The sequence below is a fragment of the Cronobacter condimenti 1330 genome, from assembly GCF_001277255.1.
Classification (GTDB): domain Bacteria; phylum Pseudomonadota; class Gammaproteobacteria; order Enterobacterales; family Enterobacteriaceae; genus Cronobacter; species Cronobacter condimenti.
Genome location: NZ_CP012264.1, coordinates 4011555 through 4024173, shown reverse-complemented (window position 1 = coordinate 4024173; position 12619 = coordinate 4011555). Strand labels below are relative to the sequence as shown.

At 56.9% G+C, this 12619-nt stretch carries 11 protein-coding genes; 9 read left to right on the top strand and 2 right to left on the bottom strand.

All coding sequences use genetic code 11. From position 1 onward, the window contains the following. Window positions 1-54 precede the first annotated feature (54 nt). Window positions 55-2193 carry an intracellular growth attenuator family protein gene (locus AFK62_RS18525; protein WP_007671918.1) on the bottom strand — a complete coding sequence of 713 codons (2139 nt, stop codon included), beginning with the start codon at window positions 2191-2193 and terminating at the stop codon, window positions 55-57. A 336-nt stretch (window positions 2194-2529) separates the two neighbouring features. On the opposite strand from AFK62_RS18525, the gene nudE reads away from it, so the two are divergent. Then, on the top strand, window positions 2530-3090 hold the full coding sequence (nudE, locus tag AFK62_RS18520) for an ADP compounds hydrolase NudE (protein WP_032984374.1): 561 nt from the start codon (window positions 2530-2532) through the stop codon (window positions 3088-3090). Between the two features lie 87 nt (window positions 3091-3177). On the opposite strand, the gene mrcA is transcribed toward nudE, so the two are convergent. Beyond that, entirely contained in the window at window positions 3178-5733 is a 2556-nt protein-coding gene (gene mrcA / locus AFK62_RS18515; protein ID WP_007671921.1) for a peptidoglycan glycosyltransferase/peptidoglycan DD-transpeptidase MrcA, read from the bottom strand. Window positions 5734-5852: 119 nt separating this feature from the next. On the opposite strand from mrcA, the gene AFK62_RS18510 reads away from it, so the two are divergent. From AFK62_RS18510 to damX, 8 genes are all read left to right on the top strand, one after another. Then, on the top strand, window positions 5853-6644 hold the full coding sequence (locus tag AFK62_RS18510; RefSeq protein WP_007671922.1) for a type IV pilus biogenesis protein PilM: 792 nt from the start codon (window positions 5853-5855) through the stop codon (window positions 6642-6644). Continuing rightward, window positions 6644-7195: a PilN domain-containing protein gene (locus AFK62_RS18505; RefSeq protein ID WP_032984376.1), complete on the top strand. Its 552-nt coding sequence runs from the start codon at window positions 6644-6646 to the stop codon at window positions 7193-7195. Before AFK62_RS18510 ends, AFK62_RS18505 begins: the two co-directional genes overlap by 1 nt. Continuing rightward, the gene (locus AFK62_RS18500; protein ID WP_053532073.1) at window positions 7179-7655 is read left to right on the top strand and encodes a HofO family protein; all 477 of its coding nucleotides are present in this window, start codon (window positions 7179-7181) and stop codon (window positions 7653-7655) included. Before AFK62_RS18505 ends, AFK62_RS18500 begins: the two co-directional genes overlap by 17 nt. After that, the gene (locus AFK62_RS18495; RefSeq protein WP_007671925.1) at window positions 7645-8055 is read left to right on the top strand and encodes a HofP DNA utilization family protein; all 411 of its coding nucleotides are present in this window, start codon (window positions 7645-7647) and stop codon (window positions 8053-8055) included. Before AFK62_RS18500 ends, AFK62_RS18495 begins: the two co-directional genes overlap by 11 nt. Then, the gene (gene hofQ, locus AFK62_RS18490) at window positions 7964-9217 is read left to right on the top strand and encodes a DNA uptake porin HofQ (RefSeq protein ID WP_071884407.1); all 1254 of its coding nucleotides are present in this window, start codon (window positions 7964-7966) and stop codon (window positions 9215-9217) included. The genes AFK62_RS18495 and hofQ overlap by 92 nt, the downstream gene beginning before the upstream one ends. Window positions 9218-9512: 295 nt before the next feature. Then, window positions 9513-10034 (top strand): shikimate kinase AroK, encoded by a 522-nt coding sequence (aroK, locus tag AFK62_RS18485; RefSeq protein ID WP_004386573.1) that lies wholly within the window; start codon window positions 9513-9515, stop codon window positions 10032-10034. A gap of 56 nt (window positions 10035-10090) precedes the next feature. After that, window positions 10091-11179 (top strand): 3-dehydroquinate synthase, encoded by a 1089-nt coding sequence (gene aroB, locus AFK62_RS18480; RefSeq protein ID WP_032984378.1) that lies wholly within the window; start codon window positions 10091-10093, stop codon window positions 11177-11179. 90 nt (window positions 11180-11269) lie between these two features. Further along, window positions 11270-12577, top strand: a complete 1308-nt coding sequence (gene damX, locus AFK62_RS18475; protein WP_007671929.1) for a cell division protein DamX — start codon at window positions 11270-11272, stop codon at window positions 12575-12577. Window positions 12578-12619 lie beyond the last annotated feature (42 nt).

Sequence of the window (12619 nt, the reverse complement as noted above, 5' to 3'; positions counted from 1 at the left end):
CGCCTGAGGAAAAAAGGGGCGACAGGTTACCATAAACCTGTCGCCGCCGGATTATCAGAACAGGGGGCGAATATCGGCGGAGGGAACCAGCTGCGGGTTAAAGCAATTTTCGTAATAGCGCTGGATTTCTTCGATACGGGTGCGGCTGCGCTGCCAGCGGCGCAGAGCCGCCAGACCGTTATAAAGCGCGCAAACCAGCATCACCAGCATGAGCAGCGATGTGCCGAAATAGCGCCAGAGGCCGGCGCTGTCAGGAATACTGCTGAGCGTGACGTGTTGTGTGCCGTTAGCGTCGGTGCGCAGGCTGGTGACGACGCCTTCGGCATGAAACGGCGTCTGCATCAGCATGCCAGCCAGACGCTGGAACTCTTTCCACTGCTCCTGCGGCGGGAAGTCATACAGCGAGGTCGGCGGTAGCGGCTGATTCACCATATCTTTGCCTTCATCGCTGATAATCATAAATCCGCCCGGCGGTGGGCTATTGAGCGACTGCGCCGCGCGGCTGGTTTCACGTACAAAGAACGGCGCGGTGGAGGCAATCACCAGATTATCGAGCGATTCGGCGCTAACCGGGCGCAACAGAACGTTAATACCGTCAAGCTTGCCTTCACCGGCGCGCTTGACGAGCGAAGGCCAGTCCTTGGTGTTACCCAGATTAACCAGCGCGTTTTTCAGCCTGACACACTCTTCTTCACCGGTGCAAAGCGCTTCGGTTTTCAGCACGATTTCTGCGAAATCATCCAGCAGCACCATGCCCGATTTCTGAATGGCCGACGCCAGTTGCGGGTTGATTTTTGTGTCGCCTTCCTGCGGGTGCAACTGCCGGTTCACCGCGTCAGCAAGCGCCGTGGCTTTAGCGACCGTATCAGATTCCGGCAGCGGCAGTGGACTGGCGTTATTCCAGAGAATTTGCGAGCAGTCGAACGGCATAAACGGGTAGTTCTGACGCGAGGTGTAACGGCCCGGCAGATGAATATTACACATGCCCGTACCGTCAATGCGCAGCGTATCACCAACGCGCAGGCCCGCTTCTTCGAGCTGCGCGACGCTTGTGGCTTCTACCGTCTGGGCGCCTTTAAGCCAGGACAACGTTAACTTAAAAGGCATGTCGAGCGGCACCCAGAGCGTCAGGAGCAGCAATACCAGCAGCGCGCCTGCGCCGATGACGGCGCTGCGTAACCAGTGCTGGAGCGGGAAGTGCTTCACTTCATCATGCAGCGAGAGGAAGCGTCCCTGACGTACTACATGACGATCCATGTAGATATCAATATCCGTTTTCTGGCCTAAATCGTGCGCGATAAAGGGCTGCCAGTGGGCCGGATAGATAAGATCGATAATGCCGAGCGAAATATTATTAAGCTGTTCCTGATTGGTTTCGCCAAACAAGCCCCAGCGCTTCGGTGTGCCACGCAGACAGTGGATCTCACGCAGCGCGGTTTTCGCCGGCGGCGCGTAAAGCCCCCACAGGCCAGCACCGAGCAGTAAAATCGCGCCGCCTGCAAGCCACGGCAGCATCATCAGCGGCGTAACGAGACAGAGAAAGAAGAGCACAAACGCGGCACAGATGAGCAGCGCTTCACGCAGGCCATCCGGGCGGCCGAGCGCATGTTCTTCCTGCGTCTCCTGACGAATATTCAGCAGCTCAATTTGTTCGCTCTCTTCGCCGCGAATGGATGCCAGACCAGATGCCGGGCCTTCCAGCACGTAGCCACGCGCCTCGTGCACATGCTCCTGAATGGAGTGCCCGTTAAGCGAAATGACGAGCGGTAACGTCGCGGTGCGGATGAGTTCAACGCTATTATCGTCCGTGATGTATTGTTCACAGAACGGCGGCAGATGTACTTCTACCGAATCCAGGTAGTAGCGCCATTTGTTCGGATCGTCAGACGACAGGCCATAGCGTGTAATGGCGCGACGAATGCTGAAGACGGTGCTGCTTTGCGGCGTGAGCGTGAGCTTAACCGGCGCTTTGATAGCACCCGTTGGCGTCGGCGAGTCCTGAAAACGCGAGAGCGTCTCCAGATAGCTTTCGATGGCGCTACGCTCTTCACTGCTGAGTTTACGGGTCGTGGCGCCAGCAAAAACCTGGGCGGGTAAACGGGGATGACGGGGGCGAATTTTGCGCTTTATCCACCAGCCTGCAATGACGATGCAGGCCAGCATAGCAGCGACTAAAATCAACAAGGTGCTCATGCTTTCCCCATCAAATCACGGTACTCAATGCAAATGTAAACAAGTATTGCCTATGCAACATTAAGGCAGAACAATGAACAAAAATCGACAGGTATGGGTTCAATTTGAGTGAAATTATTTGAGGCATACCATCGGTAAATCAATGTTAGCAAAGCGAGATACGCGGAAATATCAGCAAATTCTTATTTTAAATTCAACCTCTTGACATAAATGGGTATTTCGGTTTTGTGCGCGTGAGAGGTTGCGGGAATGTAAATAAAAAACGATTCACATTGCCCGAACCGTGCGGTGTGTCGCACAATGAACAGAGATATTGTCATCCGGTGGCCGGTTAACATGAATAAACCCCTACAAAAACCCACTATTTTAAATATCGAAACGGTCGCCCGCTCGCGACTTTTCAGTGTCGAACAGGTAAGTCTGGCCTTCAGTAACGGCGAAAAACGCATCTATGAGCGCATGCGCCCGTCCGAACGTGAAGCCGTCATGATTGTGCCGATTATCGACGACCATCTGGTATTGATTCGTGAATATGCCGTGGGCACGGAATCCTATGAACTGGGATTTTCCAAAGGGCTTATCGATCCGGGTGAAAATATTTACGAGGCCGCCAATCGGGAATTAAAAGAAGAAGTGGGCTTTGGCGCGAATGCGCTAACGTTCCTGCGAAAACTCACCATGGCGCCGTCTTATTTCTCCAGCAAAATGAATATTCTGGTGGCCGAAGATTTGTACCCGGAAACGTTGCAGGGTGATGAGCCTGAGCCGCTGGTTCAGGAGCGCTGGCCACTCGCCCATATGATGGACCTGCTGGAGGATCCGGACTTCAGCGAAGCCCGTAACGTCAGCGCGTTATTCCTGGTCAGAGAGTGGCTGAAGGGGCAGGGACGTTTATAGCGGCCTGATACAGTATTACTTTCATCGCCGTCGGGGCGGGAGAGTACTTATAAAAAAAACGGCAACCTTAGGTTGCCGTTTTGTCTTTTAGAACAGTTCGTGGGTTTCCCCGTTGTCGATAATCGTTGTACCGACTTCATGCACGGCCTGTTGGGTCGGCTGCGTGCCTTCGATGAAATACTCTTCACGACTGTTGCCGCCATTGGCCAGTTGGCCGGTGCTGCGGTCAATATTCACCGTCACGATACCCGGCGGCGGCGTTAACGGCTCTTCCGGCACGCCTTCGAGCGCCGCTTTCATATAAGCATCCCACGCCGGTTGTGCGCTTTTCGCGCCGCCCTCATAGCCAGAGATCTGGTTTTTGATTGCGCCGGAGGCCGTGGTGCGACCCAAATCGCGGCGGTGATCGTCAAAGCCTATCCAGACAGACGTCACCACGCCCGGCCCGTAGCCGGAGAACCAGGCGTCTTTCGAGCTGTTCGTCGTCCCGGTTTTACCGCCGATATCGCGACGCTGAAGATCGCGACCTGCGCGCCAGCCCGTACCTTGCCAGCCCGGCTCGCCGAAAATGTTGCTGTTCAGCGCGCTCTTAATCAAAAATGACAGCGGCGTACTGATGACGTGTGGTGCGTACTGCGGCGCCGGACTTTGCGCGACCAGTTCACGGTTTGCCTGCTCAAGCTGCGGCATCGGCACCGGAGCATTCTGCTGTTCGGCAGAGGTCGCGACGTTTTCCACATCTTTATTTTCCAGTACGTCCGACTTCGGCGTTTCGCCGTAAATCACCGGGATATCACAATCCGGACATGCGATTTTCGGTTTTGCCTCAAACAACGGATCGCCCTGGGCGTTGGTGATTTTGCTGATAAACCACGGATCTACCAGAAAACCGCCGTTCGCCATCACCGCATAGCCACGAACCACCTGCAACGGCGTGAAGGAGGCGGAACCAAGCGCCAGCGATTCTGTATGCACGATATTCTGTGCCGGGAAGCCGAAACGCTGTAAATATTCCGCGGCGTAGTCGACGCCCATCGCGCGCATCGCGCGGACCATCACCACGTTTTTCGACTGCCCCAGCCCCTGACGCAGGCGGATTGGCCCCGCATATTCCGGCGGAGAGTTTTTCGGTCGCCAGTCGGAACCGGCACCCGCATCCCAGCGGGAAATCGGCACGTCGTTCAGAATGCTTGCGAGCGTCAGCCCTTTGTCCATCGCCGCGGTGTACAGGAACGGCTTGATATTCGAGCCTACCTGGCGCAGCGCCTGGGTTGCGCGGTTAAACTTGCTCTGGTTGAAATCGAAACCGCCTACCAGCGCCAGCACCGACCCATCTTTCGGGTTAATGGAGACCAGTGCGGAGTTAACATCCGGCACCTGACCCAGCCACCAGCTGTTGTCATCCACTTTACGAACCCAAATCTGCTGTCCGGCCTGCAGCACGTCAGTGATGCGGCGCGGCGTCGGGCCTTGTGACGTATCTGAACGGTACGGGCGGGCCCAGCGTACACCGTCCATTTTTAACGAGACCGTAGAACTGTCCGCCAGCAGGGCCGTGGCTTCATCCGTGTTCGCTGAAGTGACGACCGCAGGCAGTAGCGGTCCATAGGTCGGCAAGTTTTTCAGCGAATCGGTGATTTTCTTGTCGTCCCACGCCATTTCACCGACACGCCACAGCACGTTAGACGGGCCGCGGTAGCCATGGCGCATATCGTAATCCATGACGTTATCGCGTACGGCTTTCTGCGCCGCCTGCTGAACACGGCGGGTGATCGTGGTGTAGACCTTATAACCGTCCTCATAGGCATTTTCGCCATAACGACTAATCATCTCCTGACGCACCATTTCGGTCAGGTACGGCGCGGAAAAGGCGATTTCCGGCGCGTGATAATTGGCGTTGATCTCTTCGCTGCGAGCGTCGTCATACTGCGACTGGCTGATATAGCCTTCGCTCATCATACGTGACAGCACCACATTACGGCGCGCTGTCGCGCGATCGAGTGAGTAAAGCGGGTTAAATGTCGACGGCGCTTTCGGCAGACCCGCAATGACCGCAATTTCGCTTAAGGAGAGCTGGTCGACCGTTTTGCCGAAATAGACCTGTGCGGCCGCACCCACGCCGTAAGCGCGGTAGCCGAGGTAAATCTTATTCAGGTAAAGCTCAAGGATTTCATCTTTCGTCAGCAGTTGCTCAATACGCACCGCGAGAAAGGCTTCCTTGATTTTACGCATCAGGGTGCGTTCCGGGCTTAAGAAGAAGTTACGCGCCAGCTGTTGCGTAATAGTACTCGCGCCCTGCGAGGCATGACCGGAGAACAGCGCCACGCTTGCGGCGCGGAAAATCCCGATGGGATCAACGCCGTGGTGGTCGTAAAAGCGGCTATCTTCCGTGGCGATAAATGCTTTCACCATTTCAGGCGGGATTTGGTTAAGCGTCAACGGAATACGGCGCTTTTCGCCGTACTGGGCGATCAATTCACCGTCGGCGCTATACACCTGCATAGGGATTTGGAGCCGCACATCTTTTAGCGTGGCGACATCGGGCAACTGCGGCTCAATAAATTTATACAGACCATAAATCGAGCCGGCTCCCAGCAGAATGCAAAAGACTGCAAGGAAGAATAAATACTTTACGAACTTCACCGAGGATTTCCCATTTAGTTTCTGTTGGGCAGTTTATAAACAACCGCGCGGTAGTATAAAGGCAAGCCTGAAGCATTGATATGGCATTTTCATTTTGCGGGACAGGGAGAACGTCACCAGTGATCGGCAAACAATGGCAAATAGGCTTACATATTCAAACAGATAGCGTCACCGCCGTGGCGCTGTCGCGTAAACGAGGCGGCTGGCGGCAGCAGCGCTGGTGGTCACTCCCGCTGGCCGTTCATCGTGACGAAGAACAGCGTCGGCAGGCGTTAATCGAAACGCTGACGCCCTGGCGCGCGCAACTACCGCGCTATCACTCCATTCGGCTTGGGTTTCCGGCGCAGCGGACGTTACAACGGGAGCTTCCCCGTCCGGTCACTGCGCTGTGCGAACCCGAGTGCGAAGCCTGGCTGGGTGCCGTGGCGGCACGTCAACTCTCGCTGCCGCCTGACGCACTTGCCTTTGACTATGCCGAAACGCAGGCTGGAGACGGATATGCCGTGACGGCGGCGCGCGCCACCGAGGTGGCAGAACTGATGACCTGTGCCCGCGCGCTGCGTTTCACGCCAGCCGCGTTAACGCCTGACGCCAGCGCGCTCGCCTGTTTCTTTCCGTTTATCGATGATGCATGCCGGGTCGTCGTGACGCAGGTAGGCGCGCAATGGCTATGGGCAACGCGCGAACGCTGGGGCGCGCTGCCCAATACAGGCGCGGAGGGGCTGGCAGCGCTCGGCGCGCAACTTAACGTACAGGCGCATGAAATCGCGCTCTGCGGTGCACCGCTGCCGGAGGCGGGCGGATGGCTAACATTCGATCCGTGGCAGGCTATCACGTGGCCCTGTCCGCCGACGCCGGATGAGACAGGGCGGTTTGCGGTCGCCATTGGTCTGGCGCTGGGAGCGGCGTAATGAGGCGGCACATTAATCTTCTGCCGTGGCGGCATGTGCGGCGGCGGACGCGGCTCATTCATTGGGGAAGCTTTTTTACTTTCGCCGCGCTCGCCGCCGTGCTTGCAACAGGTTTTGCCCACGGCATTCTTGCGCGCCAGTTACGTGCCTTTGAGCAACGGGCAGAAAAACAGGCGAACGCCATTACCGGCTATAAAACCACATTACGGGAAGCGCGGCGGGCGGCGCAGACATATGAGGCGCTGCGTCTGCGCTGGCAGCGTCGGGAAAGTCATCGCCAGTCGGTCGCCGCGTGGGAGCAACGCCTACAGACGCTCGCCGACACGCTGCCTGATTCGCTCTGGCTGACGGCGCTGCGTTTTCATGACGATCGGCTGGAGCTTACCGGCAACGCGTATGACGCGCAGGCACTGCCAGGTTTTGAAGAAACATTACAGCGGCTGACACCGTTTACCCGGCTCGCGCCTGGCGAGATGCGTCGCGAAAAAGAAGGCTACTGGCGGTTTCACCTTTCGCTGCATAAGGATCCTGGCGATGCGATTACTGATTGATCGCTGGCTCACGGGCCCTGTTTCGCTGCGTGCGGCCTGTGCGGCTGGCTGGGTGATGCTGCTTGCCGGCGTGGCTTACGCGTGGCTTGTGCCGCTCACGGACAATCGTCAACAGCTCAAGGTGCAGCTTCAGCAACAAGCACGAGAGCTACAAACGTTGCGGCGGCAGGTGTCCATGCTGCCAGACCGACAACCTGCAATCGCCGCGCTTAACGCGCAACTTACCCTTAAACCCTTTTCGCCGCTGGCGCTGAACCCCGGCCCGAACGGGCACCTTATCCGCTGGCAGCCAGAGGGAGACAAAGGCGAGCTTGAGCTGGCGCTCACCTGGAATAACGTGCCGGCGATCTTCGCGGCGCTTGCCGAAAGCGACATGCTGGCGAACGGATTTGCGTTAAGTACGGAAGAGGCGCAAACGCTGCGCCTGACGCTGCAGCTGGAGCGGCCTCATGAAAAGTAGCGTGCTGGGCGGTGTGCTTTTTTTGGTCTGTTTACCGACATGGAGCGGGCGCGATCCCTTTGCGCCGCCGCAGGCGCGCTGTCAGCTTCATCAGGCAGATCTCTGGCGTTACGGCGGCAGCGTGAAACAGGGCGAGTCAATACGTGTGCTGCTACAGAAGCCTGAAAAAACGTGGCTGCGGGTAAGTCCTGGCGCGATGCTTGCGACTGGCTGGCAGGTGATAAGGGCTGACACCACAACCGTGACGTTAAAAAATGGCGAAGGGTGCCGCCCTTCGGTTCTGGTATGGACGCTTAAGGACAGACAACATGATAAGGATATTCCCTCCTTTATTATTACTCGTCATGACAGCCGCACGCGCGGCACCGCCGAGTCCCAACATGTCGCTGGTGGCGGATGAAACCCCCGTTGTGCAACTGCTGCAGGCGCTTGCAGAAAGCGAGCACCTGAATCTGGTTGTCGCACCCGGTGTCGAAGGCGTGGTGTCGCTGCATTTGCAGGATGTGCCGTGGCAGCAGGCGTTTCGAATGGTCGCGGAGAGTGCGCGGCTACGTTTTCAGAAAGAGAACAACGTACTGCGCGTTTATCCCGAAACCTGGGAGCAACAAAATCAGGCCCAGCGTGAAGCGTCCCGCCAGCAGCAGGCACGGAATCTGCCGCTCGGCAGTGAAACCGTCACGCTGCGTTATGCCGAGGCGACAGAGCTGGCCGCTGCCCTGGCATCACTTGGCGATAAGCTTATGACACCGCGCGGCAGTGTCACGGTAGATAAGCGCACCAACCGGCTGTTGATCCGCGATACGGCCGCCGCGCTGCGTCAGGTGCAGGAGTGGGTCGCAAAAATGGATATTCCCGTGGGGCAGGTGGAACTGGCGGCGCATATTGTCACTATCAATCAGCAGAGTCTGCGGGAACTGGGTGTCAAATGGAGTACCGCTGATGCAGAAGGTGCCACGAAGCTCTATCACCCGACCACTATTTCCGCCGATCTGGCGGTCGCCAACGCCACCACGCGGCTTGGCTTTAATATCGGACGTATTGACGGGCGGATGCTGGAATTTGAGCTTTCAGCTCTTGAGCAGAAGCAAAAGGTGGAAATTATCGCAAGCCCCCGATTGCTGGCTGCGCATCAGCAGCCAGCCAGCATCAAGCAGGGCAGCGAGATCCCGTATCAGGTATCAAGCGGCGAAAGCGGGGCGACATCCATCGAATTTAAAGAGGCGGTGCTCGGCATGGAAGTGACGCCAACTATCGGTGAGGGCGGACGTATTCGTCTCAAGCTGCGCATCAGCCAGAATATGCCAGGCCAGGTGCTGCAACAGGCCGACGGCGAAGTATTAGCTATTGATAAACAAGAGATAGAAACGCAAGTGGAGGTTAAAGACGGCGAAACGCTGGCGCTCGGCGGAATTTTTCAGCAAAAAAATAAAGCTGGTAATGAACAGGTGCCGTTATTGGGAAATATTCCGCTCTTCGGGAGCCTTTTTCGCCACGACGGTAAAGACAACGAAAAACGCGAACTGGTGGTGTTTATTACGCCGCGAATCATAAGCGGCGCCTGATCCGCACGGGAGTTTTTAGCCATTATCGTCGCCGGATGTTTGACGCCGGGATGGAATTAGCATACAAGGAGTACCGATTTGAGAGTCGGTCGGAGGCGGTGCATCCGTTGTTGTTTTTTCACTCCTGTGCGTCAGACGCGGTGATTTATTCGGTTGCCAAACTACCTTGAGTGTTGAGATAATTTTTGATCTGACTCTCGCACTATCGCTTAAGAGGTTTCAGTTCATTTCCCGCAGCTCAGGGTTATTGCTCGCGGGTTTATCATCAACGACTTGTCTTAGTAGTACCGAAAAAATGGCAGAGAAACGCAATATCTTTCTGGTTGGGCCTATGGGTGCTGGCAAAAGCACTATTGGGCGTCAGTTAGCACAACAGCTCAACATGGAATTTTACGACTCCGACCAGGAGATCGAAAAACGTACCGGAGCTGATGTCGGCTGGGTCTTCGATGTAGAAGGCGAAGAAGGTTTCCGTGATCGCGAAGAAAAAGTCATCAATGAGCTGACGGAAAAACAGGGTATTGTACTGGCGACCGGCGGTGGCTCTGTCAAATCCCGCGAAACCCGCAATCGTCTCTCCGCGCGTGGCGTGGTGGTCTATCTGGAAACCACTATCGAAAAGCAGCTCGCCCGTACACAGCGTGATAAAAAACGCCCGCTGTTACAGGTTGATACGCCGCCGCGTGAAGTGCTTGAAGCGCTCGCTAATGAGCGTAATCCGCTGTACGAAGAAATTGCCGACGTAACGATCCGCACTGATGATCAGAGCGCGAAAGTGGTGGCTAACCAGATTATTCATATGCTGGAAAACAACTGATTCCAGCGAAATCCTTACTCACCTGCGGGTAAAAGCACAGAAGGTTACTGAACGTCATGGAGAGGTTAACGGTTACTCTCGGGGAACGTAGTTACCCTATCACCATCGCAGCCGGATTATTCAACGATCCGGCTTCCTTTTGGCCTTTGCGTGCAGGTGACCAGACGATGTTAGTCACCAATGAAACACTGGCACCGCTGTGGCTGGATAAAGTCCGCTCAGCGCTGGAACAGGCTGGCGTGAAGGTAGACCAGGTGATTTTGCCCGACGGCGAGCAGCATAAAAGCCTCGCCGTGCTGGAAACCGTATTCAGCGCCTTGCTGGAAAAACCGCATGGTCGCGACACGACGCTCATCGCTCTTGGCGGCGGCGTTATCGGCGATCTCACCGGCTTTGCCGCTGCCTGCTACCAGCGCGGCGTACGCTTCATCCAGGTGCCGACCACGTTGCTTTCGCAGGTCGATTCCTCTGTTGGCGGCAAAACAGCCGTTAACCATCCGCTTGGCAAAAACATGATAGGCGCCTTCTGGCAGCCCGCCTCCGTGGTGGTCGATCTCGACTGTCTGAACACCCTGCCTAAGCGCGAGCTCTCTTCCGGGCTCGCCGAAGTTATCAAATACGGCATTATCCTCGACCGAGACTTTTTCCACTGGCTGGAAGAGAATATCGATGCGCTGCTGGCGCTCGATGGCGCGGCCATGGCGTATTGCATTCGTCGTTGCTGCGAGATCAAAGCCGATGTTGTCGCCGCAGATGAACGCGAAAGCGGCATGCGCGCGTTGCTCAATCTGGGCCATACTTTTGGCCACGCCATCGAGGCGGAGATGGGCTACGGCAACTGGCTCCATGGCGAGGCTGTGGCAGCGGGTATGGTGATGGCTGCGCGGGCCGCCCAGCGTCTCGGACAGTTTGAGGCTCAGGATGTCGAGCGCATTATCGCGCTGCTCAAGCGCGCCGGGTTGCCGGTGACGGGGCCTGCTTCTATGGCGCCGCAGGCTTACCTGCCGCACATGATGCGTGATAAAAAAGTTCTGGCTGGCGAGCTGCGCTTAGTGCTGCCGCTGGCTATCGGGAAGAGTGAAGTGCGCGGCGGAGTGCCGCACGATCTGGTATTAAGCGCGATTGCTGATTGTCAGCAGGCGTGAATTAAAAAGTACTGTTCGCCAGCGATGGCGTTTTTACTATCGGGCAATAGTGTGGCGCAGGCCGCAATAAGCCTTCGAGTGGGGTGTTAAATGGATGAATTCAAACCAGAAGACGAGCTGAAACCCGATCCCAGCGATCGTCGTCCTGGTCGTTCTCGTAAATCTGCTGAGTTCGACAACGAACCGCAAATCAACATTGATGACGTTGATGTAGATGCAGAAGAGCGCCGTCCGGCGCGTTCGCGTCGCGCACAGGCGGATGAGACTTACGAAGCGGATGAAGCGCTGGCGGAGGAAGATAGCGTTCAGGAACGTCGTCCGCGCAAGCGTAAAAAAGCGCCCCCGAAAGGGCCCATTTCTCGCCAGCATATGATGATGGCGCTCGGTATCCTGGTGCTGGTGCTGCTGATTATCGGCATCGGTTCTGCCCTGAAAGGCCCGGATGCTAACAAAGCGGATGACGCCCAGGCTCAAAACTCGCAGAAGAATATTGATCTGTCTGGTAACGCAGGTAGCCCGTCCGATCAGGCGAACGGCGCGCAGCCGCAGCCTGGCGACACCTCCGCCGCTAACCAGACAACAGGCAACGCTCCGCAGGATATCTCTCTGCCGCCAGTGTCCTCTACCCCGACGCAGGCGCAAAACCCGTCTGCGCCAGAAGGCCAGCAGCGTGTAGAAGTGCCGGGCGATCTGAATAACGCCCTGACGCAGCAGCAGGGGCAGATTGACAACGCAGTGTCCGGCTCGACGTTGCCGACCGAGCCCGCAACTGTCGCCCCCGTTAACGGTAACGCTGCTGCGCCGCAACAGCCGCGTGAAGCCGCGCAGACCCAGGCTCCCGCGCGCCATAACGCCAGTACCACGCGCCCTGAGCGTAAGCAGATGGTGATTGAGTCTGAGCCGCGTAAAGCGCAGACCACACAGACCAAACCACAGGCACCTGCGAAAACGACCGCGCCGGAGCAGAAACCGGCAAGTGCGCCGAAACGCAGCGAACCGGCAACGGGTACCGCTTCCGCGCCGGTGAAAGCGCCAACGGCAACGGCAACCACCGCGCCGAAGAGCGCCCCTGCGGCCAGCCAGCCTTCTGCGGCGGCCAGCGGCGCGAGCGCCGGTAATGTCGGTGCGTTGAAATCCGCACCGGGCAGCCATTACACGCTTCAGTTGAGCAGTTCTTCGAACTACAACAACCTGAATGCCTGGGCGAAAAAAGAGAGTCTGAAAAACTACGTGGTGTATCAAACCACCCGTAACGGTCAGCCGTGGTATGTGCTGGTAAGCGGCGTTTATGGCTCGAAAGATGAAGCAAAACGCGCCGTCTCTTCGCTGCCGGCAGACGTGCAGGCGAAAAACCCATGGGCTAAGCCGATTCACCAGGTCCAGGCCGATCTGAAGTAATGAGTAAAGCGCAGTATGCTGTTGGAGCGTCCTCTCCACAGC

What these genes read in the sequence shown, in the direction of transcription:
- hofQ (WP_071884407.1), top strand. Translation starts at nt 7,964, where the DNA reads ATGATAAGGATATTCCCTCCTTTATTATTACTCGTCATGACAGCCGCA.
- damX (WP_007671929.1), top strand. Translation starts at nt 11,270, where the DNA reads ATGGATGAATTCAAACCAGAAGACGAGCTGAAACCCGATCCCAGCGAT.
- AFK62_RS18505 (WP_032984376.1), top strand. Translation starts at nt 6,644, where the DNA reads ATGAGGCGGCACATTAATCTTCTGCCGTGGCGGCATGTGCGGCGGCGG.
- AFK62_RS18500 (WP_053532073.1), top strand. Translation starts at nt 7,179, where the DNA reads ATGCGATTACTGATTGATCGCTGGCTCACGGGCCCTGTTTCGCTGCGT.
- aroK (WP_004386573.1), top strand. Translation starts at nt 9,513, where the DNA reads ATGGCAGAGAAACGCAATATCTTTCTGGTTGGGCCTATGGGTGCTGGC.
- nudE (WP_032984374.1), top strand. Translation starts at nt 2,530, where the DNA reads ATGAATAAACCCCTACAAAAACCCACTATTTTAAATATCGAAACGGTC.
- aroB (WP_032984378.1), top strand. Translation starts at nt 10,091, where the DNA reads ATGGAGAGGTTAACGGTTACTCTCGGGGAACGTAGTTACCCTATCACC.
- AFK62_RS18495 (WP_007671925.1), top strand. Translation starts at nt 7,645, where the DNA reads ATGAAAAGTAGCGTGCTGGGCGGTGTGCTTTTTTTGGTCTGTTTACCG.
- AFK62_RS18525 (WP_007671918.1), bottom strand. Translation starts at nt 2,193, where the DNA reads ATGAGCACCTTGTTGATTTTAGTCGCTGCTATGCTGGCCTGCATCGTC.